15 protein-coding genes are annotated in these 21,669 nt (G+C 66.7%); 4 read left to right on the top strand and 11 right to left on the bottom strand.

Annotated elements, in window-relative coordinates; genetic code table 11:
• Nucleotides 1–84: 84 nt before the first annotated feature.
• The 3 genes from betA to betI all read right to left on the bottom strand — a co-directional run bounded on the left by betA (nucleotide 85) and on the right by betI (nucleotide 3,970).
• Entirely contained in the window at nucleotides 85–1,767 is a 1,683-nt protein-coding gene (gene betA / locus VPH47_RS11155) for a choline dehydrogenase (protein WP_049429885.1), read from the bottom strand.
• A 101-nt stretch (nucleotides 1,768–1,868) separates the two neighbouring features.
• On the bottom strand, nucleotides 1,869–3,341 hold the full coding sequence (betB, locus tag VPH47_RS11150; RefSeq protein ID WP_110712190.1) for a betaine-aldehyde dehydrogenase: 1,473 nt from the start codon (nucleotides 3,339–3,341) through the stop codon (nucleotides 1,869–1,871).
• A gap of 38 nt (nucleotides 3,342–3,379) precedes the next feature.
• On the bottom strand, nucleotides 3,380–3,970 hold the full coding sequence (gene betI / locus VPH47_RS11145; RefSeq protein ID WP_099562138.1) for a transcriptional regulator BetI: 591 nt from the start codon (nucleotides 3,968–3,970) through the stop codon (nucleotides 3,380–3,382).
• 170 nt (nucleotides 3,971–4,140) lie between these two features.
• Here betI and VPH47_RS11140 point away from each other — a divergent pair, with 170 nt between their 5' ends.
• On the top strand, nucleotides 4,141–5,691 hold the full coding sequence (locus VPH47_RS11140; protein WP_110712192.1) for a BCCT family transporter: 1,551 nt from the start codon (nucleotides 4,141–4,143) through the stop codon (nucleotides 5,689–5,691).
• Nucleotides 5,692–5,820: 129 nt separating this feature from the next.
• Here VPH47_RS11140 and acnA read toward each other — a convergent pair whose 3' ends face one another.
• A complete protein-coding gene (acnA, locus tag VPH47_RS11135) occupies nucleotides 5,821–8,574 on the bottom strand; it encodes an aconitate hydratase AcnA (protein WP_368850801.1) in 2,754 nt (917 codons plus the stop codon).
• Nucleotides 8,575–8,876: 302 nt separating this feature from the next.
• Here acnA and VPH47_RS11130 point away from each other — a divergent pair, with 302 nt between their 5' ends.
• From VPH47_RS11130 to acnB, 3 genes are read left to right on the top strand one after another with little or no spacing between them, the layout of a single operon-like run.
• Nucleotides 8,877–9,101, top strand: coding sequence for an AbrB/MazE/SpoVT family DNA-binding domain-containing protein (locus VPH47_RS11130; protein ID WP_005409505.1), 225 nt, complete (start codon nucleotides 8,877–8,879; stop codon nucleotides 9,099–9,101).
• A gap of 6 nt (nucleotides 9,102–9,107) precedes the next feature.
• A complete protein-coding gene (locus tag VPH47_RS11125) occupies nucleotides 9,108–9,506 on the top strand; it encodes a type II toxin-antitoxin system VapC family toxin (RefSeq protein WP_008267153.1) in 399 nt (132 codons plus the stop codon).
• A gap of 43 nt (nucleotides 9,507–9,549) precedes the next feature.
• Nucleotides 9,550–12,141, top strand: coding sequence for a bifunctional aconitate hydratase 2/2-methylisocitrate dehydratase (acnB, locus tag VPH47_RS11120; protein WP_248860471.1), 2,592 nt, complete (start codon nucleotides 9,550–9,552; stop codon nucleotides 12,139–12,141).
• 205 nt (nucleotides 12,142–12,346) lie between these two features.
• On the opposite strand, the gene VPH47_RS11115 is transcribed toward acnB, so the two are convergent.
• The 7 genes from VPH47_RS11115 to VPH47_RS11085 all read right to left on the bottom strand — a co-directional run bounded on the left by VPH47_RS11115 (nucleotide 12,347) and on the right by VPH47_RS11085 (nucleotide 21,424).
• On the bottom strand, nucleotides 12,347–13,420 hold the full coding sequence (locus tag VPH47_RS11115; RefSeq protein ID WP_368850800.1) for a chemotaxis response regulator protein-glutamate methylesterase: 1,074 nt from the start codon (nucleotides 13,418–13,420) through the stop codon (nucleotides 12,347–12,349).
• Nucleotides 13,417–14,013 carry a chemoreceptor glutamine deamidase CheD gene (gene cheD / locus VPH47_RS11110; RefSeq protein WP_008264676.1) on the bottom strand — a complete coding sequence of 199 codons (597 nt, stop codon included), beginning with the start codon at nucleotides 14,011–14,013 and terminating at the stop codon, nucleotides 13,417–13,419. Before cheD ends, VPH47_RS11115 begins: the two co-directional genes overlap by 4 nt.
• Nucleotides 14,010–14,879 (bottom strand): CheR family methyltransferase, encoded by an 870-nt coding sequence (locus VPH47_RS11105; protein ID WP_014037084.1) that lies wholly within the window; start codon nucleotides 14,877–14,879, stop codon nucleotides 14,010–14,012. The genes cheD and VPH47_RS11105 overlap by 4 nt, the downstream gene beginning before the upstream one ends.
• 37 nt (nucleotides 14,880–14,916) lie before the next feature.
• On the bottom strand, nucleotides 14,917–17,187 hold the full coding sequence (locus VPH47_RS11100; RefSeq protein ID WP_368850799.1) for a methyl-accepting chemotaxis protein: 2,271 nt from the start codon (nucleotides 17,185–17,187) through the stop codon (nucleotides 14,917–14,919).
• Nucleotides 17,188–17,932: 745 nt separating this feature from the next.
• Nucleotides 17,933–20,311 (bottom strand): methyl-accepting chemotaxis protein, encoded by a 2,379-nt coding sequence (locus VPH47_RS11095; RefSeq protein ID WP_368850798.1) that lies wholly within the window; start codon nucleotides 20,309–20,311, stop codon nucleotides 17,933–17,935.
• A 101-nt stretch (nucleotides 20,312–20,412) separates the two neighbouring features.
• Nucleotides 20,413–20,796: a hypothetical protein gene (locus VPH47_RS11090; RefSeq protein ID WP_110712203.1), complete on the bottom strand. Its 384-nt coding sequence runs from the start codon at nucleotides 20,794–20,796 to the stop codon at nucleotides 20,413–20,415.
• A 136-nt stretch (nucleotides 20,797–20,932) separates the two neighbouring features.
• On the bottom strand, nucleotides 20,933–21,424 hold the full coding sequence (locus tag VPH47_RS11085; protein ID WP_110712204.1) for a chemotaxis protein CheW: 492 nt from the start codon (nucleotides 21,422–21,424) through the stop codon (nucleotides 20,933–20,935).
• Nucleotides 21,425–21,669: the final 245 nt, after the last annotated feature.

Genomic DNA, 21,669 nt, shown 5'->3' with positions numbered 1-21,669 from the left:
TGGCCGGCATCTGCGCTCGATCGGGATTCCGGTGGACGCCGGCCAGCGGCCGGCACTACCGTGGCCCCAGGCGGGCCGCTTGCGTCAGCCCTGCTTGCGTACCGGTGCGCCGTTGGCCTTGTAGTACGGCGCGGTGCTGCGGGCCAGCGGGGTGCGGCCGCGGATCACGTCGGCCAGCTTCTCGGCCATCATGATGGTCGGCGCGTTGAGGTTGCCGGTCACCACCTGCGGCATGATCGAGGCATCGACGATGCGCAGGCCTTCCAGCCCGTGCACGCGGCCCTGGCCGTCGACCACGGCCATCGGGTCATCGGCATGGCCCATCTTGTTCGAGCACGACGGGTGGTAGGCGGTCTCAGCGTGCTCGCGCACGAACGCATCGATCTGCGCATCGGTCTGCAGCGCGCTGCCCGGCGAGATTTCGCGGCCGCTGTACGGGGCCAGGGCCGGCTGCGCGAAGATCTCGCGGGTGATCCGGATCGCCGCACGGAACTCGCGCCAGTCCTGGTCGTGCGACATGTAGTTGAACAGGATGCTCGGATGTTCGCGCGGGTCCTTCGAACGCACGTGGATGCGGCCGCGGCTGGGCGAGCGCATCGAGCCGACGTGCATCTGGAAGCTGTGCGCCTTGATCGGGTTGGAGCCGTTGTAATTGATCGCCACCGGCAGGAAGTGGTACTGCAGGTTCGGCCAGTCGAACTCGGCGTCGCTGCGGATGAAGCCACCGGCTTCGAACTGGTTGCTGGCGCCGATGCCGGTGCCCAGGAACAGCCACTCGGCACCGATCGCCGGCTGGTTGTACAGCTTCAGTGCCGGCGCCAGCGACACCGGCTTCTTGCACTCGTACTGCAGGTACATCTCCAGGTGGTCCTGCAGGTTGGCGCCGACGCCCGGCAGGTGGTGCACCAGGTCGATGTCGAGGCTGCGCAGCAGGTCGGCCGGGCCGACGCCCGAGCGCTGCAGGATCTGCGGCGAGGCGATGGCGCCGCCACACAGCAGCACTTCGCGGCGCGCGGTGGCACGCTGCGGCTGGTCGTTGTGCAGCCACTGCACGCCCACCGCACGCTTGCCCGAGAACAGGATGCGGTCGGTCAGCGCGTGGGTGACGATGGTCAGGTTCGGGCGCGGCTTGGCCAGGTCCAGGTAGCCACGGGCGGTGCTGGAACGACGGCCCTTCGGGGTCACCGTACGGTCCATCGGGCCGAAGCCTTCCTGCTGGTAGCCGTTGAGGTCGTCGGTGCGCGGGTAGCCGGCCTGCACGCCGGCTTCGACCATCGCAGCGAACAGTTCGTTGTTGCCGGCCTTCGGCGTGGTCACCCGCAGCGGGCCGTCGCCACCGTGGTAGTCGTTGGGGCCGATGTCACGGGTTTCCGCCTTGCGGAAGTACGGCAGGCAGTCCAGGTAGGTCCAGTCTTCCAGGCCGGGCATGCTGGCCCAGTTGTCGTAGTCCATCGCGTTGCCGCGGATGTAGCACATGCCGTTGATCAGCGACGAGCCGCCCAGGCCCTTGCCGCGGCCGCAGTCCATGCGGCGGTTGTTCATGAAGGGCTCGGGATCGGTCTTGTACGCCCAGTTGTAGCGCTTTCCCTGCAGCGGGAAGGCCAGTGCCGCCGGCATCTGGGTACGGAAGTCGAGCCGGTAGTCCGGGCCACCGGCTTCCAGCAGCAGCACGCTGACATCGGCATCTTCGGTGAGGCGGGTGGCCAGCACGTTGCCGGCCGAACCGGCGCCGATGATGATGTAGTCGTACTCGTTATGGGTGCTCATGGGTGTCTCCTGCAGGCCGGGGCGCGCTGCGTGCAGGCGTCCCGGCGGAATGTCGGATCGGCGCGGTGGCCGGACGAAGGTGCGCGCTCGCGGCGCGCCGATCAGAACACGCTGGCGTAGTCGCCCAGTTCCACCTGCACCGACTTGATGCGGGTGTAGTGGCCGAGGGTGGAGATGCCGTTCTCACGGCCGACGCCGGATTCCTTGTAGCCGCCAACCGGCATTTCGGCCGGCGATTCGCCCCAGGTGTTGATCCAGCAGATGCCGGCTTCCAGGCGGTGGATGATGCGATGGGCGCGGCTGACGTCCTTGCTGACCACACCGGCGGCGAGGCCGAAGGTGGTGTCGTTGGCACGACGTACCACTTCGTCTTCGTCGTCGTAGGCGAGGATGCTCATCACCGGCCCGAAGATCTCTTCCTTGACGATGGTCATGTCATCGCGGCAGTCGGAGAACACGGTCGGCAGCACGTAGGCGCCATTGGCCAGCGCGCCTTCGGTGGCACGGCCGCCGCCGGTCAGCAGGCGAGCGCCTTCGGCCTTGCCGCTTTCGATGTAGCGCAGCACGTTTTCCATGTGCGGGAAGCTGGTCAGCGGGCCGAAGTTGGTCTCGGCGGCCATCGGGTCGCCGATGCGGATGCGCTTGACGCGCTCGACCACGGCGGCTTCGAACGCGGCCAGCATGCTGCGCGGCACGAACACGCGGGTGCCGTTGGTGCAGACCTGGCCGGAGCTGAAGAAATTGGCCATCACCGCGATGTCGGCGGCGCGGTCGAGGTCGGCGTCATCGCAGATCACCAGCGGCGACTTGCCGCCCAGCTCCATGGTCACTTCCTTCAGCGACGAGGAGGCAGCGCTGGCCATGACCTTCTTGCCGGTGGCGACGCCGCCGGTGAAGGAGATCTTTTCGATCACTGGGTGCTCGGTCAGCCACTGGCCGATCTCGCGGCCCGGGCCCTGCACGACGTTGAACACGCCGGCCGGCACACCGGCTTCGGTGTAGATCTCGGCCAGCCGGATCGCGGTCAGCGGGGTCACTTCGGACGGCTTGAACACCATCGCGTTGCCGGCGGCCAGGGCCGGGGCCGACTTCCACATGGCGATCTGGACCGGGTAGTTCCAGGCGCCGATGCCGGCGACCACGCCCAGCGGCTCGCGGCGGGTGTAGAAGAAGCTGGATTCACGCAACGGCAGCTGGATGCCTTCGATGGCGGTGGCCAGGCCGGCGTAGTACTCGACCACGTCGGCACCGGTGACGATGTCCACGGTGGTGGTTTCGGCCAGCGCCTTGCCGGTGTCCAGGGTTTCCAGGTGCGCCAGTTCGTCGTTGCGCTCGCGCAGGATTTCGACCGCGCGGCGCAGGATGCGCGAACGCTCCATGGCGGTCATCGCGGCCCACACCTTCTGGCCTTCGGCCGCGCTCTGCACGGCGCGTTCGACGTCGGCCTGGCTGGCGACCTGCACTTCAGCGATCACGTCGCCGGTGGCCGGGTTGACGGTCTTGAAGGTCTTGCCGCTGGTGGCGTCGACGCGCTGGCCGTGGATGTAGAGCTGTTGGACGGGCAGGGTGGTCATGGGGCGTACTCCTTGGAAGGGGGCGGGTGCTGAAGCGCTTATAGCGCGACAGCCTGCAACTGGAAGTCGATGTAGCCGTAAGCGATGCGCCGGGACTTCTCGGCGTTGAACTGGCCGCCGACCAGGCTGCCGCGCAGCCACAGGCCGTCGATCATCGCGGCCAGGCCACGGGCGGCCAGGCGGGCCTGCGGGTGGGGCAGCAGGCGGTTGAACTGGTGGCACAGGTTGGAGAACAGGCGCTGGTCGTTGGCGCGCTGCAGCCGGGCCAGTTCCGGCTGGTGCATGCTCGCGGCCCAGAAGGTGAGCCAGACGCGCATCGCGGTGCCGTTGATCTGGCTGTCGTCGAAGTTGCCGTCGACGATGGCGCGCAGTTGCTCGCGCGGGTCGTCGCTGGCGCCGGCGCGGTAGCGGGCCACTGCGTCCTTCAGTTCGCGCAGGATCTGCCGCATTGCAGCATTAAGCAGGCCGTCCTTGTCGCCGAAGTAGTGGGCGACGATGCCGCTGGACAGCCCTGCCTTCTTCGCGATGGTGGCGACGGTCGCATCGGCCATGCCGATCTCGTCGATGGTCTGGAAAGTGGCCCGGATCAGCTGTTCGCGCCGTACCGGTTCCACGCCTTTCTTCGGCATTGTCTCTCCACGGATTGCGACCCGAAGGATCGGGCTGCCCGCCATTATGCTTTTTATTGATTGAACGTTCAATCAATAAACCCTAGGATGCGCTCGCGCCCCACGCCATGGGCCCGGTTTACCGGTCCGGCCCCGCCCATGTGCTCCCTCGGACTTGATGAGACGACCCCATGTCTTCCCTGGCTCATCCCAAGCGTTCGCCCCTGCGCTTGAACCGCTTTGTCTTCTTCAGCTCCTCGGTGTCGATCGGCATCCTCGGGCTGCTTACCGTTCTCTATCCCGAAAGCAGCGAGCACTGGCTGCAGTGGGCGCAGGCCGAAGTCTCGGCGGCGTTCGGCTGGTGGTACATGCTGCTGATCGTGCTGTGCCTGGGCTTCGTGCTGTGGCTGGCGTTCTCGCCGTACGGCCGCATCCGCCTGGGCCACAACGAGGAATCACCGGCGTTCGGCTACGTGGCCTGGGTGTCGATGCTGTTCTCGGCCGGCATCGGCATCGCGCTGCTGTACTACGGCGCCTACGAGCCGCTGGACCATTTCCTCAACCCGCCCGGGCAGCCCGGCGGAACCGTGGCCGCCGGCCGCGAGGCGATGGTGCTGACCTTCCTGCACTGGGGCCTGCACGGCTGGGCGCTGTATGCGCTGGTCGGCGTGGCGCTGGGCTATTTCGCCTACCGCCGCGACCTGCCGCTGGCGTTGCGCTCGGCGCTGTACCCGATCTTCGGTGAGCGCATCCATGGCCGCATCGGCGACATGGTTGATGGCTTCGGCATCCTTGCCACGCTGATCTCGATGGTGACCAACCTCGGCATCGGCGCGCTGGTGGTGCAGTCCGGCCTGGTCTACCTGTTCAACATTCCGGATACGCCGCAGGTGCTGGTGGCAATCGTGCTGGTGATGATGGTGGTGGCTACCATCGGCGTGGTGGCGGGTGTGGAGAAGGGCATTGCCTGGCTCTCCAACCTCAACGTGCGCCTGCTGTGCGGCCTGCTGCTGTTCGTGCTGGTCACCGGCCCGACCCTGCACCTGTTCGACGGCCTGATCCAGAACACCGGCGATTATCTCGGCGCGTTCGTGCGCAAGAGCTTCGACATGTACCTCAACGACCCGAAGGGCCGTGAGTGGATGGGCTCGTGGACGCTGTTCTACTGGGCGTGGTGGATCGCCTGGGCGCCGTTCGTCGGGCTTTTCGTGGCGCGCATCTCGCGTGGCCGCACCATCCGCGAAGTGATCATGGGCGTGCTGCTGATCCCGCTCGGCTTCACCCTGGCGTGGCTGTCGATCTTCGGCAACACGGCTATCGATCTGGTGCTCAATCACGGCCAGGCGATCCTGGGTGACGTGGCCCAGCATGATGCGGCGATGACGCTGTTCAAGCTGCTGGAGTACCTGCCCGCGGCGCCGTACGTGGCCGGTGCCGCGGTGGTGATCGGCTTCGTGCTGTTCCTGACCCCGGTCGATTCGGGCACGCTGATGATCGCCAACCTGTGCACCCGTCGCGTTGACGACGGCGTGGAGGATGGCCACGACGCGCCGATCTGGCTGCGCGTGTTCTGGGCGGCTGGCATCACCGTGGCCAGCGTCGGCCTGCTGCTGGCCGGCAACTTCAGTGCGATGCAGACCGCGGTGGTGCTGTGCGGCCTGCCGTTCTCCTTCACCCTGGCGTTCTACATGTGGGGCCTGCTGAAGGCGCTGCGCACCGACCCGGACGCACCGCGCCGCTGAGCGCTTCTGTAGAGCCGAGCCCATGCTCGGCTGCTGTTGGCGCAGAAGCAGCCGAAGGGAGCACCGCAAACGCAAAGGGCCGGATCCGCAAGGATCCGGCCCTTTCCTCAATCGGGCGCAGCCGCGCCGTTACTTGCTGGCCAGCTGGCGCAGCACGTACTGCAGCAGGCCGCCGTGGCGGAAGTACTCGACTTCCTTCGGGGTCAGCAGCATCACCGAGACCTCGAAGGTCTTCTTGGTGCCGTCGGCCTTGGTCGCGGTGACCGTGGCGCGCTTGCTGGCACCGTCCTGCAGGCCGGTGATGTCGATCACTTCCGAACCGTCCAGGCCCAGGCTCTGTGCGTTCTCGCCGTTGCGGAACTGCAGCGGCAGCACGCCCATGCCGACCAGGTTGGAGCGGTGGATGCGCTCGAAGCTCTCTGCGATGACCGCCTTCATCCCCAGCAGCAGGGTGCCCTTGGCCGCCCAGTCACGCGACGAGCCGGTGCCGTACTCCTTGCCGGCCAGCACCACCAGCGGCACCTTGTCGGCCTTGTACTTCATGGCCGCATCGTAGATCGCCAGCTTCTCCGGCTGGCCGCCGCCGGCCGGGTAGTACAGGGTGTTGCCGCCTTCCTCGCCACCGAACATCAGGTTCTTGATGCGGATGTTGGCGAAGGTGCCGCGGACCATCACGTCATCGTTGCCGCGGCGGCTGCCGTAGCTGTTGAAGTCGGCCGGCTGCACGCCGCGCTCCTGCAGGAAGCGGCCTGCCGGCGAGTCCTTCTTGATGTTGCCGGCCGGGGAGATGTGGTCGGTGGTGATCGAATCGCCGAACAGGCCCATCACGCGTGCGCCGTGCACGTCGTCGATGCTGCCGGTCTGCATGGTCATGCCATCGAAGTACGGCGGGTTCTTGATGTACGTGGAGGCATCGCTCCACTCGTACAGGTTGCCGTCCGGCGAGGCGATGGTGTTCCAGCGGGTGTCACCCTTGAACACGTCGGCGTAGTTCTGCTTGAACATCTCCGGGCCGATGGTGGCGGCGATGACATCGCCGATTTCCTTGTTGCTCGGCCAGATGTCGCGCAGGAACACCGGCTGGCCATCGCTGCCGGTACCCAGCGGCTGGGTGGTCAGGTCGATGTCGGTGGTGCCGGCGATGGCATAGGCCACCACCAGCGGCGGGCTGGCCAGGTAGTTCATCTTCACTTCGGGGTGCACGCGGCCCTCGAAGTTGCGGTTGCCGGACAGTACCGAGGTGACGACCAGGTCGCCGGTGGCGATGCCGGCGCTGACTTCGGTCGGCAGCGGGCCGGAGTTGCCGATGCAGGTGGTGCAGCCGTAGCCGACCACGAAGAAGCCGATCTTCTCCAGCTCCTTCAGTACACCGGCCTTTTCCAGGTAGTCGGTGACCACGCGCGAACCCGGCCCGAGCGAGGTCTTGACCCACGGCTGGCGGTTCAGGCCCTTGGCGGCCGCATTGCGGGCCAGCAGGCCGGCGCCGATCATCACCGCCGGGTTGGAGGTGTTGGTGCACGAGGTGATGGCGGCGATGACCACCGCACCGTCCTTCAGCCGCACCTTGCGGTTCTCGATTTCGATATCGGCGTAGCCCTTGGCCAGCTGCTCGTTGCCGACCGCGGCGCCGCCGCCTTCATTGACGAACGAGGAGACGTCGTCGCTGCGCTTGTCACGGTTGGCGGTCATGCCGACCAGGGCTTCGCGGTAGTTCTTCTGCACGTCTTCCAGCAGCACGCGGTCCTGCGGGCGCTTCGGGCCGGCCAGCGACGGCTTCACCGTGCCCATGTCCAGTTCCAGCGTGGTGCTGTACTGGGCATGCGGGCTGCCCGGTTCGTGCCACAGGCCCTGCGCCTTGGCATAGGCTTCGACCAGATCGATCTGCTCTTCGCTGCGGCCGGACAGGCGCAGGTAGTTCAGCGACTCGGCGTCGATCGGGAAGATGCCGCAGGTGGCGCCGTATTCCGGCGCCATGTTGCCGATGGTGGCACGGTCGGCCAGCGGCAGGTGCTGCAGGCCGTCACCGTAGAACTCGACGAACTTGCCGACCACGCCCAGCTTGCGCAGCATCTGGGTGACGGTCAGCACCAGGTCGGTGGCGGTGGCGCCTTCGGGCAGCTTGCCGGTCAGCTTGAAGCCGACCACCTGCGGGATCAGCATCGACGACGGCTGGCCAAGCATGGCCGCCTCCGCTTCGATGCCACCCACGCCCCAGCCGAGCACGCCGATGCCGTTGATCATGGTGGTGTGGCTGTCGGTGCCGAACACGGTGTCGGGGTAGGCAACCGCCTTGCCGTCCTTGTCCGCCGTCATCACCACGCGGGCCAGGTTCTCCAGGTTCACCTGGTGGACGATGCCGGTGTTCGGCGGCACCACCTTGAAGTTGTCGAAGGCCTTCTGGCCCCAGCGCAGGAAGCCGTAGCGTTCCTGGTTGCGCTGGAACTCGATCTTGCCGTTGAGGTCCAGCGCGTCCGGCTTGCCGAACACGTCGACCTGCACCGAGTGGTCGATGACCAGTTCGGAGGGAATCTGCGGGTTGATCTGCTCCGGCGAGCCGCCGAGCTTGACCACTGCGTCGCGCATCGCGGCCAGGTCGACCACGCAGGGCACGCCGGTGAAGTCCTGCAGGACCACGCGCGCCGGCATGAAGGCGATCTCGGTGTCCGGCTCGGCGGCCGGGTTCCAGCGGGCCACGGCTTCGATGTGGTCCTTGCCGACGGTGACGCCGCCGTCCTCGTGCCGGAGCAGGTTCTCCAGCAGGATCTTCATCGAGTAGGGCAGGTGGGAGATATCGAAGCGCTGGCCCAGCGTGGGCAGGCTGAAGTAGTCGTAGGTCTTGCCGCCGACATTCAGCTGGCTGCGGGTGGAGAACGAATCGCTCATGCGGGGTAACTCCTTCTTGCGGATGGCTTGCAGTGGCCCGCGCATGGGCGGACCTGCTTGCGGTCGCCGCGGGCCTGACGGCCCCGGTGGTCCCAGTATGAACCCCAGACTGAATGGATTCATCCGGGCCGGGTTCCGGCCTGCGGCATCGGTTCCAGACTACAGGGGAAGGTGTATGGCGTATGTCACGTTTGTGGCCGATCCTTTGCGAGGCAAGGGCTGGCGGGGTGCCGGTCCTGTTCAGGGTGGAAGTATGCCCGGGGAAGTATGTATAATTTGTGCATACTCTGGAGGGCCTACCGATGGAAGCCACTGTTGCAGAACGCGGACAGATCACCCTGCCCAAGGCGGTGCGTGATGCCCTCGGCCTGACCAAGGGCACGCTGCTGAAGGTCGAACTGGACGGCAGCCGCATCATCCTGCGCAAGAGTGTTGACGATGCCATTTCACGGGCGCGCGGCAAGTTCGCGCTGGACGGTTTCGAATCGTCCGACGCGGCGGTACGCGCGGTGCGTGACGAGGAATAAGCCGTGATGATCGCCGTCGACTCTCCGGTGCTGGTCGAGCTGCTCAGCAATGGTCCGCAGGCCGATGCAGTGGAAGCCATCCTCAGGCAGAGCCTGGTCGGTGGCCGCGTGGTGGTCTGCGGCGCCACCCTGGCCGAGGTCTGCGCATCGCTGCGTGGCGGTGCCGAGGTGCTGGAAGCGCTGGAAGAAATGGGCGTGCACTTCAATCCGATGGAAGCCAAGTCGGCGCTGCGTGCCGGCGAGATGCACCGTCGCCACCGCCAGCGCAGCGGCAGCCGCCGCAGCCTGGACGAATTCATGGTCGGCGCCCACGCACTGTTGCAGTGCGATGGCCTGATCACCTGGAACGACACGTTTTACCGCGACTACTTCAAGGGCCTGAAGCTGATCGTGCCGCAAGCCTGAGCCCACTTTGTTTTTTCAACCTACGCATTACCCGGGAGTTGTCATGTTGGAAGCCTACCGCCACCACGTCGCCGAGCGCGCTGCGCTTGGCATCCCGCCGCTGCCGCTGAGCGCGCAGCAGACGGCCGATGTCATCGAACTGCTGAAGAACCCGCCGCAGGGCGAGGCCGAGTTCCTGCTCGACCTGCTGACCCACCGCGTGCCGGCCGGCGTCGACGACGCGGCCAAGGTCAAGGCCTCGTACCTGGCGGCGATCGCCCTGGGCAGCGAGCAGAACCCGCTGATCAGCCGCGAGCGCGCCACCGAACTGCTGGGCACCATGCTCGGCGGCTACAACGTCGCTCCGCTGGTGCAGCTGCTGGAGGATGCCAGCGTCGGCACCATCGCCGCCAACGGTCTGAAGAAGACTCTGCTGGTGTTCGATGCCTTCCACGATGTGCAGGAAAAGGCCAAGGCGGGCAACGCCAACGCCCAGGCCGTGCTGCAGAGCTGGGCCGACGCCGAGTGGTTCACCAGCAACCCGGAAGTGCCGCAGAGCCTGACCATCACCGTGTTCAAGGTGCCGGGCGAAACCAACACCGACGACCTGTCGCCGGCGCCGGACGCGACCACCCGCCCGGACATCCCGATGCACGCCCTGGCGATGCTGAAGAACAAGCGCGACGACGCGCCGTTCACCCCGGAAGAAGACGGCAAGCGCGGCCCGATCCAGCAGATCCTGTCGCTGAAGGACAAGGGTCACCTGGTCGCCTACGTCGGCGACGTGGTCGGCACCGGTTCCTCGCGCAAGTCGGCCACCAACAGCGTGCTGTGGTGGACCGGCGATGACATTCCGTTCATCCCGAACAAGCGCGCCGGTGGCGTCTGCCTGGGTTCGAAGATCGCCCCGATCTTCTACAACACCATGGAAGATGCCGGCGCACTGCCGATCGAGCTGGACGTGTCGAAGATGGAGCACGGCGATGTGGTCGAGCTGCGTCCGTACGAAGGCAAGGCGCTGAAGAACGGTGAAGTGATCGCCGAGTTCCAGGTCAAGTCCGAAGTGCTGTTCGACGAAGTGCGCGCCGGTGGCCGCATTCCGCTGATCATCGGCCGTGGCCTGACCGGCAAGGCGCGCGAAGCGCTGGGCCTGGCCCCGACCGACCTGTTCCGCCTGCCGGTGCAGCCGGTCGATACCGGCAAGGGCTTCTCGCTGGCGCAGAAGATGGTCGGCCGCGCCTGTGGCCTGCCGGAAGGCCAGGGCATGCGCCCGGGCACCTACTGCGAACCGAAGATGACCTCGGTCGGCTCGCAGGACACCACCGGCCCGATGACCCGCGACGAGCTGAAGGACCTGGCCTGCCTGGGCTTCTCGGCCGACCTGGTGATGCAGTCGTTCTGCCACACCGCCGCCTACCCGAAGCCGGTGGACGTGAAGACCCACCATACCCTGCCGGAGTTCATCTCCACCCGTGGCGGCGTTTCGCTGCGTCCGGGCGACGGCGTGATCCACAGCTGGCTCAACCGCATGCTGCTGCCGGACACCGTCGGCACCGGTGGTGACTCGCACACCCGTTTCCCGGTGGGCATTTCGTTCCCGGCCGGTTCGGGCCTGGTTGCCTTCGCGGCTGCCACCGGCGTGATGCCGCTGGACATGCCGGAGTCGGTGCTGGTGCGCTTCAAGGGCAAGATGCAGCCGGGCGTGACTCTGCGTGACCTGGTCAACGCGATCCCGCTGTACGCGATCAAGTCGGGCCTGCTGACCGTGGCCAAGGCTGGCAAGAAGAACATCTTCTCCGGCCGCATCCTGGAAATCGAAGGCCTGCCGGAGCTGAAGGTCGAGCAGGCGTTCGAACTGTCCGACGCCTCGGCCGAGCGTTCGGCGGCCGGTTGCTCGGTGCGCCTGAACAAGGAGCCGATCATCGAGTACCTCAACAGCAACATCACGCTGCTGAAGTGGATGATCGCCGAGGGTTACCAGGACCCGCGTTCGCTGCAGCGCCGTATCGAGAAGATGGAAGCGTGGCTGGCCAACCCGGAGCTGCTGGAGCCGGATGCCGACGCCGAGTACGCCGCTGTCATCGAGATCGACCTGGCCGACATCCACGAGCCGATCGTGGCCTGCCCGAACGACCCGGACGACGTGAAGACCCTGTCCGAAGTGGCCGGCGCCAAGATCGACGAAGTGTTCATCGGTTCGTGCATGACCAACATCGGTCACTTCCGTGCGGCTGCCAAGCTGCTGGAAGGCAAGCGTGACCTGCCGACCCGCCTGTGGGTGGCCCCGCCGACCAAGATGGATGCTTCGGAGCTGACCAAGGAAGGCGTGTACGGCACCTTCGGCGCCACCGGCGCACGCATGGAAATGCCGGGCTGCTCGCTGTGCATGGGCAACCAGGCGCAGATCCGTGAAGGTTCCACCGCGATGTCGACCTCGACCCGCAACTTCCCGAACCGCCTGGGCCGCAACACCAACGTGTACCTGGGTTCGGCGGAACTGGCGGCGATCTGCTCGCGCCTGGGCCGCATCCCGACCAAGGAGGAGTACATGGCGGACATCGGCGTGATCAACGCCAATGGTGCGGAGATCTACCGCTACATGAACTTCGACCAGATCGAGGAATACCAGGACGTGGCCAAGACGGTCGCTGCCTGATGCGGTAACGGAAAACCCCCGGCTCGCGCCGGGGGTTTTTTTGTGAGCCGACGTTGCACGGTAGTGCCGGCCGCTGGCCGGCGCTTCGTCGCTGACGGTCTGTAGAGCCGAGCCCACGCTCGGCTGATGTTCGCGCAATGCGTGATGCGTCGAGCGTGGCTCGACACTACAGAGGCATCCACGCATTGCATGGACGTACTTCGCGTCAGCTGCGGGCGAGGGCGAGCAGGCGTTCGGCGATGCGTTCCAGTGGTACCTGTTCCTCAGCGGCGCCGAGTTTGAACGCTGCACCGGGCATGCCCCAGACCACGCTGGTGGCCTCGTCCTGCACCAGGGTCGGCGCACCCGCCTGGCGCATTTCCAACAGGCCGCGTGCGCCGTCATCGCCCATCCCGGTGAGGATGGCGCCGATGGCGTTGCCGCCGGCGTTCTGCGCGACCGAGCGGAACAGCACGTCCACCGCGGGCTTGTGCCGGTTCACCGCAGGGCCGTCGTCGACGCGGCAGCGCCAGCGCGCACCGTCGCGGATGATCCGCAGGTGCTTGCCGCCGGGTGGCAGGTAGGCATGGCCAGGCAGCACTGCTTCGCCATCGCTGGCCTCGCGCACGGCCATCGCCGAGTGCCGGTCCAGGCGTTCGGCGAAGGCACTGCTGAAGCTGGCCGGCAAGTGCTGGGTCATCACCACGGCCGGGCCGTCGGCGGGCATGCCTTCCAGCACCACACGCAGCGCTTCGGTGCCGCCGGCCGATGAGCCGATTGCGATCAGCCGGTCGGTGGTGCGGAACTGCGGTGCAGCTGGCCGCATTGCAGGAGCTGCTTCGAGCAGGAGTTTCGGAGCGGCCGCACGCACCAGCGGGCGCACCCGTGAGCGCGCCGCCATCTTGACCTTGGCGATGATCTCGTCGGCGTAGCCCTGCAGGCCACGCGCCACGTCCAGCTTCGGCTTGGAGACGAAATCCACAGCACCCAACGCCAGTGCCTGCAGGGTGGTGTCGGCGCCGCGTTCGGTCAGCGAGGAGATCATCACCACCGGCAGCGGGTGCAGGCGCATCAGGTTTTCCAGGAACGCCAGGCCGTCCATGCGCGGCATTTCCACGTCCAGGGTGATCACGTCCGGGGCCAGGCGCTTGATCTTCTCGCGCGCCAGCAGCGGGTCGGCGGCGGTGCCGACCACGTCAATGGCGGGATCGCTGGACAGAATCTCGGTGAGCATCTGGCGCACGACGGCGGAGTCGTCGACGATCAGGACCCGGCAGGGGGCGTTGCCGGTCAGGGTCATTCGAACAGCTCCACGCCGCCGGTGACCGGGGCCTTGGACAGGCGTGCACGCACCGCCGATTCGGTCGCGGCCACTTCGGCTTCGTGTGCGTGCGGCAGGCGCTGCACCACCACGCGGCCGGTATCGGCGAAGAACCAGATCTTGCGCGGATGAATGCCGCACAGGTCCTCAGCAATGATCGGGATGTGCTCGGCCTGCAGGTACTGGCGCACGAACTCGGCGTTGCGCGTGCCGACCGGGTTGCTGGTGAAGCCCTTGAGGACGTTGGCGCCACCGAACACCTTGGCTTCGATGCGCTTGCGGTGCGCGCCGCGCTTGAGCATGTCGTTGATCAGCAGTTCCATCGCGTAGCTGCCGTAACGCGCAGGCGCGCCATCGCCGGCGTTGCCCTCGGGCAACAGGAAATGGTTCATGCCGCCGATCTTCAGCACCGGGTCGCGCAGGCAGGCCGCCACGCAGGAGCCCAGCGTGGTGGTCAGCGCAGTGGTGTCATCGACCACCAGGTACTGGGTCGGCAGCAGCTTGGCCGCAATGGTCTTGAAGCGCGCGTCCTGGTAACGCATCACATCATCGGTGCGCAGCGATGCGTTCATGCGCCTGCCTTTGCCGCACGGCGGTACAGGGTGCGTCCGCAGGGCTGGATCAGGTCGGCGGCGTGCAGGTAGTTCTCCGAGTGGCCGGTATACAACAGGCCGTCGTCGGCCAGGTGCTGTACCAGACGGCCGAGGATCGCGCGCTGGGTCGGCTTGTCGAAGTAGATCATCACGTTGCGGCAGAACAGTGCGTCGAACGGGCCGCCGACGTCGTAGCGCGGGGCAAGCAGGTTCAACGGGCGGAATTCGATCAGCTCGCGCAGCGCCGGCAGCACGCGGCACTGGCCCTCGTTGGGGCCGCTGCCGCGCTGGAAATAGCGACGGCGCAGGTCCGGATCGAGGCTGGTGACCCGATCAATGTTGTAGACGCCACGGCCGGCGGTGGCGAGCACCTGGGTATCGACGTCGGTGGCGATGATGCGTACCGGTGGCTTCAGGGTGCCGAAGGCTTCGCAGGCAGTGATCGCCATCGAGTAGGGCTCTTCGCCGGTGGAGGCGGCGCACGACCACAGCAGCAGCGGCGTGCGGCTGGAGCGTTGCTGCAGCTCCTCGCGCAGCTTGTCGAAGTGGTGCGGCTCGCGGAAGAACGAGGTCAGGTTGGTGGTCAGCGCGTTGGTGAACGCCTGCCACTCGTCACCGTCCTCCTGCTCCAGATGGTCCAGATACTGCTGGAAGCTGCGCATGCCCAGCGTGCGCAGGCGGCGCGACAGGCGGCCATAGACCATGTCGCGCTTGGCCGGGGCGAGGGCGATGCCCACGCGCTGGTAGATCAGGTCGCAGACGCGGCGGAAATCACGGTCGGCGAACTCGAATTCGCGCGGGCCGGTGACGATGGGAGTAGGACTTTGCACGGGGGACGTGTCCATCGGCAGAGGCGGCGGCCGAAGCCGCCGCGGGTGGGTCTCAGAATTCCTGCCAGTCGCTGTCGCTGGCGACGAAGGTGCTGGCGTTGCTGCTGCGACGGACCGGGGCGGGCGTGCTGGTCGGCTGCGGACGCGCCACGGTGGTGACGCGGGCCGGCTCGACGCGCGCGGCCACGGCCTTCATGGCGGCCGAGACCTGGTTGTCGAGGCGGAAAATCGCTACGGCATCAGCCAGCTGTGCGGCCTGGTCTTCCATCGCACGTGCAGCGGCGGTGGCTTCTTCCACCAGTGCCGCATTCTGCTGGGTGGTTTCGTCCATCTGCACCACGGTCTGGTTGACCTGCTCGATGCCGGCCGACTGTTCCTGCGAGGCGGCGGAGATCTCGGCCATGATGTCGGTGACGCGCTGCACCGAGGCGACGATCTCGCCCATGGTGCTGCCGGCCTGGTGCACCAGGCTGGAGCCTTCGGCGACCTTGCCGACCGAATCATCGATCAGGCCCTTGATCTCTTTGGCGGCCGCAGCCGAGCGCTGGGCGAGGGTACGCACTTCGCTGGCGACCACAGCGAAGCCGCGACCCTGTTCACCAGCACGTGCGGCTTCCACCGCCGCGTTCAGCGCCAGGATGTTGGTCTGGAAGGCGATGCCGTCGATGACGGAGATGATCTCGGCGATCTTCTTCGACGAGGCTTCGATGGCCGACATGGTGTTGACCACCTGGCCGACCACGCTGCCACCCTGCGAGGCCACGCCTTGCGCGCCGATGGCGAGCTGGTTGGCCTGGCGGGCATGCTCGGCGTTCTGGCGCACGGTGGAGGTCAGTTCCTCCATCGAGGCGGCGGTTTCTTCCAGATTGGCTGCCTGCTGCTCGGTGCGGCGCGACAGGTCGCTGTTGCCCGACGCAATCTCGCCGGCGGCGAGGGTGATGCTGGAGGCGCTGGCCTGGATCTGGCCGACGATCTGGGTCAGCTGCGCGACGGTGGTGTTGGCGTCGTCACGCATGCGCGCGAACACGCCCTGGTAGTCACCGTGCATGCGCGCGGTCAGGTCACCCTCGGCGATGGCCGACAGCAGCTGCGAGAGCTTGCCGAGGTTGTCATCGCTGACCGCCATCATCGCGTTGAGGTTTTCCAGCATCAGGCGGAAATCGTGATCGAAGCGCTGTGCGTCGCCACGGCGGCTGAAGTCGCCGGCCGCGGCGGCGCTGGCCAGCTGCTTGATCTCGGCGTTGATGCGGCCGAGGTTGGCCTTGACCGTATCGACGGTGGTGGTCATCGCGGCTTTTTCGCCGGGGTAGCGCGCGATGTCGCGGCTGAGGTCGCCGACCGCGTACTGCTGGACCACGTCCAGCACGTCGTGCAGGGTCTGCACGTGGCCGCCGACCAGGGCATTGGTTTCCTGCACCATCAGCCCGTACTCGCCGGGGAAGGCGCTGGCGTCGATGCGGTAGCTCAGTTCGCCGGCATCGTGGCGGCGGGCCATCTCGCGCTGGCCACTGATCACCGCGTGCAGCTGCTGCTGCATGCCGGACATCGCCTCCAGCAGTCGGCCGGTTTCGTCATGCGGCTGCGGGCCGATGTGGCTGTCCAGCCTGCCACCGGCGATACCCTCGGCCACGGCCGTGGCCTGCTTCAGCGGCACGGCGATGCGGTTGCCGATGACCCAGCTCAGGGCCAGCACGATCAGCACCAGCACGCCACCAGAGACGGCCATGATGGCGGTGAACACCAACGCCTGCTTCTGCACGTCGTCCATGTAGACGCCGCTGCTGACCACCCAGTTCCAGGGCGCGAACAGGCCGGCGTAGGCGACCTTCTCGACGTCGCCCTTGCTGCCCGGCTTGGCCCAGCGATAGTTGACGAAGCCACCGCCGGCCTTGGCCGCTTCGACCTGGTCGTAGTAGATCCGCACGCCGTCGTCGGTGCGGAAGTCCTTCATGTCCTTGCCGACCAGGTCCTTGCGGAACGGGTGCATCAGCAGGCGGTAGCCGGTGTCGTAGATGTTGAAGTAATACGTATCGTTCTCGGCGCGCATGACTTCCAGTGCCTGCAGCGCAGCGCTCTTGGCGGCCTCTTCGCTGAGTTCGCCGGTACCGGCCAGGCGGTGGTAGTGCTGCAGGATGCCGTAGCTCAGTTCGACCTGGGTCTTCAGCGCGGTCTTGCGGGTCTCGGTCAGGTCCAGGTACTGCATGCGGGCGGCGATCACCGAGAGCGCGATCACGCCGAGCGCGATGAGCAGCGTCAGCAGGTTGAGCTTGCGCCGGACGGAGAGGTTGCTGAAGTAGTGTTGCCAGCGATGCATGAGATTCATCGAGCAGGACCAGGTCGAAACGGGCGGGCGGCGCCGAGCCGGTCACAGCGGGACAAGCGGTGACAACCCCGTTATCGGCCGCGCGGGCGGGGGATTGAGGTGCGGTGTTCGAACGTATTCAGGTTTCCTTGCAGCGGCGGCTGCGGCGCTGCCTGCGGCAGGCTTTTGAAGCGACGGCAACAGCAACAGCAACAGCAACAGCGGTCGGTCGGCGCTGGATTGTCAGTAAGTGGCTGGGCCGGGGTGGGCAGGCAGCACACGCCGTAAACCCGTCCTTGGGGGCTCGATGGCGCCATCCATGGCGCCAACGGTCCTGCCTACCCACCCCGGCCCAGCCTTCTCGGCATTTCGGTGTCGGACGGAAAGAGCGTTGGGTTTCCAAGTGGAAAGAGGGGTCAGATCCGTTTTCCTGCGGAAAACGGATCTGACCCCGGAAGCGGTGTGGCTGTTGCTGTTGCTCTTGCTCTTCTTTCTTCAATCCGGGGTGGACGCGCACGGAAAGTGTCCGTGGCCGGGAGGGTGGGTTGCGCAGGGGCGTAAGCGCCATGGATGGCGCGCCCGAGCCTACAAGGACGTATTCACGGCGGCCCCTGCGCAGCCCACCCTCCCGGCCAACCCTCAGTAGCCACGCGCCTACCGCGACCACCCCGAGGGGCATCGCCGTTGGCTGGAATCCAGATGCCCCGTAAACGAAAACGCCCCAGCGCAGGGCCAGGGCGTTCTCGTGCGTCAGGTCACGCAGGCATCAGAACTCCTGCCAGTCTCCGTCGGCCAGTTCGGTCGCCATCGGGCGACCACCGGCGGTGCGGCGGGCCGGCGGGGCGATCGGGGCCGGTGCGGCCGGTGCGGCAGCACGCGGGGCCGGGGCAGCGGCGATGCGCGGGGCAACCACCGTCTCGGCTTCGTCCACCACGAAGATCGACACCGCTTCGCTGAGGTGGCCGGCCTGTTCTTCCATCGCACGTGCGGCGGCGGTGGCTTCTTCCACCAGCGCAGCATTCTGCTGGGTGGTTTCGTCCATCTGCACCACGGTCTGGTTGACCTGCTCGATGCCAGCACTCTGTTCCTGCGAAGCCGCGGAGATCTCGGCCATGATGTCGGTCACGCGCTGCACCGAGGCGACGATCTCGCCCATGGTCGCGCCGGCCTTGTGCACCAGCGCCGAGCCGTCGTTGACCTTGCCGACGGAGTCGTCGATCAGGCCCTTGATCTCCTTCGCGGCCGCAGCCGAGCGCTGGGCGAGGGTACGCACTTCGCTGGCGACCACGGCGAAGCCACGGCCCTGTTCACCGGCACGCGCGGCCTCAACCGCGGCATTCAGTGCCAGGATGTTGGTCTGGAAGGCGATGCCGTCGATGACGCTGATGATCTCGGCGATCTTCTTCGACGAGGCTTCGATGGCCGACATGGTGGTGACCACCTGGCCGACGACTTCACCGCCCTGCGAGGCGACGCCATGCGCGCCGATGGCGAGCTGGTTGGCCTGGCGGGCATGCTCGGCGTTCTGGCGCACGGTGGAGGTCAGCTCCTCCATCGAGGCGGCGGTTTCTTCCAGGTTGGCGGCCTGCTGCTCGGTGCGGCGCGACAGGTCGCTGTTGCCCGATGCGATCTCGCCGGCGGCCGAGCTGATCGCACGACTGGACTGCTTGATGCGGGTGACGATCTCGCTCAGCTGCGCGGCGGTCGCGTTGGCGTCGTCGCGCATGCGGGCGAACACACCCTGGTAGTCGCCGTGCATGCGCACGGTCAGGTCACCCTGCGACAGCGCGGCGAGCAGGCCGGAGATCTGTTCGATGCTGCCGGCGTTGGCGTCGAGCAGGCCGTTGATCTGCTGGGCCAGCTGCAGGAAGAAGCCTTCCTTGTCGCTGGAATCGATGCGGCCGGACAGGTCGCCGGCAGCAGCCTGGGCGATCACGCGGGCCACTTCGGCTTCCACCAGCGCTTCCTGGGTGCGGTCGCGCCATTCCACCACGTAGCCGACGGTGTCGCCGCCTTCATTGCGGATGGTCGAGACCACCTGGGCGAACTGGGCATCGCCGTATTGCATCGGGCGACGGGCGACGCCGTGTGCCTTCAGGTTGCCCAGCAGGGTCTGGTCCATCTCGCCGCGGTGCTCGAGTACGGTGACCGGCTTGCCGATCAGCGAAGCCTGCGCATCGAAGTCCGGCAGGTCGCGGCGGACTTCGTCCTGGTACTGGCTCAGGGTCTGCTGCAGGGCGCGGTTGCTGTAGACGATGGTGTTGCTGGTGTCGGTCAGGTACACGCCGGTCGAGCTGTAATCCAGCGCGGTACGGATGCGCAGGTTCTCGCGGGCGACGGCCTGATCGGTCTCGATGCGCTCGCGCAGGTCGCGCTGCATGCGCTGCATCGCCTGCATCAGTTCGCCCACTTCGTCCTGGCGGCTGACGTCGATGTGGCCATCGAGCTTGCCGCCGGCCACATCGTTGGCAACCGAGACGGCGCCGCGCACGCTGCCGACCAGGGCACGGGCAAACAGCCACACCAGCACCAGGCCGAGTGCGGCGCCGCCCAGCAGGGCGATCACGGTCAGCACGGCCGAGGCGGAGTAGGTGGATTCGGCCTCTTCGCGCGAGGCGCGGGCGAGGCGGTTGTCTTCGGCGATCAACGCTTCCAGCGCCGAAGCGGCCTTGCGGTGCTTGGTGCGGGTCTCGCCGACGAAGGTATCGATGGCGTCGTCCGGCAGGTCCAGTTCCAGCATCTCGGTGACGCTGTCATAGGAGGCCAGGGCGTCCTTCCATTCCTTGGCGAAGGTGTCGAACAGCTTCTTCTGCTGTGCATTGTCGACCAGTGCCGGGTAGCCCTTGATCGACTTGTCCATGCTCTCTCGCAGTTCAACGGTCTGCTTGCGTGCGTCGGCCTTGACGTCGTCGCTGGCGCGGATCAGCTGCTGGTACGCGGCGTTGCGGTACTCACCGAGCATGCCGCGCATTTCGCCCGCCATGCGGATGCTCTCCATGCGTGAACCGGCCAACTCGGTGGTGACATTGTTCAGCGAGTGCAGGCCGCGATAGGCGACGATGCCCTGCAGCAGCATCACCAGCAGGAGGACACCGAAGGTCAGCAGCAGCTTCGGCATCAGTTTCAGGTTGTTGATCCACGGCATGGGCGTTGCGAGCTCCTAAGGCAGACGCGCCCGGGCATCGGGCCCGGTTGCAGCAGAAACCACGCCGGCGCGAAGTCCGGCGTGGTTCGACGGACAGCGGATTACTTGATGTTGGCCAGCTTCAGGCCAGCCGGCGAGCTGACTTCGATTTCCGCACGCGAGGCGTCGCGCTGGATCTTGCCGATCACGCACACGGTCTTGCCTTCCAGGGTTTCCAGCGGGAAGGCGAACTTGCCGCGGTTCTCGCCGGCGATGCGGGCCGAGAAGGTGTGGCGCGGGAAGGCGCCGCCCATGTACAGGAAGGTCGGCTGGCCTTCGGAACCTTCTGCGTAGCGGGCCTTCTCGACCTTGCCGCAGACCATGCCGTCCTTGCCGACCGAGCGCGGTGCCAGTTCCGGCGGGATCATGTCGGCCGACTGGGCGAACGCGGCGGAAGCAGTGGTGGCCAGGACAGCGGCCGAGACGAACGCAAGCAGGGACTTCATCGAGATGTATCTCCGGGGATGGTGATGGTCGTTCCGGTCCTGCGCGCTCCTGCGCGACCGGCTTCTGTCCCCCTATCGGCATCGCGAAGGGGAACTGAAGGGTTTTGTGACCAGAACGTGAAGCAGGTCCGCTGGATCAGGCGGCAGCGTCTTCGGCAAGGGCGGTCTGGCCCATGTCGGCGCTGTCGAGCAGGGTTTCGATGTCCAGCAGGATCAGCATGCGGTCGTCGTGGGTACCGATGCCGGAGATGAAGCGGGTATCGACGGCGGCGCCGAATTCCGGGGTCGGGCGGATCTGCTCTGCCGACAGCGGGATCACGTCCGAGACGCTGTCGACGACGATGCCGACCACGCGGTCTTCCACGTTCAGCACGATCATCACGGTGAAGGCGTCGTAGCGGGCGTTGTCCAGGCGCAGCTTCAGGCGCAGGTCGATGACCGGCACGATGGTGCCGCGCAGGTTGATCACGCCCTTGATGTAGTCCGGGGCATCCGGCACGCGGGTCACCGCGTCATAGCCGCGGATTTCCTGGACCTTGAGGATGTCCACCCCGTAGTGCTCGGCACCGAGGGTGAAGCTGAGGAATTCGCCACCGGCGCTGGCGGCGGAGCTGGTCTTGTCGTTCATCGAGGGGTCCTGGTTCTGCCGGAAGTCCCGGTGTCAGGCTCGATATCGGCCCCTCGGTGGGGGACTTTAGGTGCCCGGGGAAGGCATCCACGCATGGCGTGGATCTACACGGGAAGCGGTAGTGCCGGCCGCTGGCCGGCAGCGGCCGTATCCACGTTGTCGGGGATGGGGGTCAGATCCCTTTTCAGGGAAAAGGGATCTGACCCCGGTATACGTTCCAGGGTTGCCGGCCAGCGGCCGGCACT

It is taken from the genome of Stenotrophomonas sp. WED208, from assembly GCF_040984485.1.
Classification (GTDB): Bacteria; Pseudomonadota; Gammaproteobacteria; order Xanthomonadales; family Xanthomonadaceae; genus Stenotrophomonas; species Stenotrophomonas riyadhensis.
This window is presented reverse-complemented; position numbering and strand designations above follow the sequence as displayed.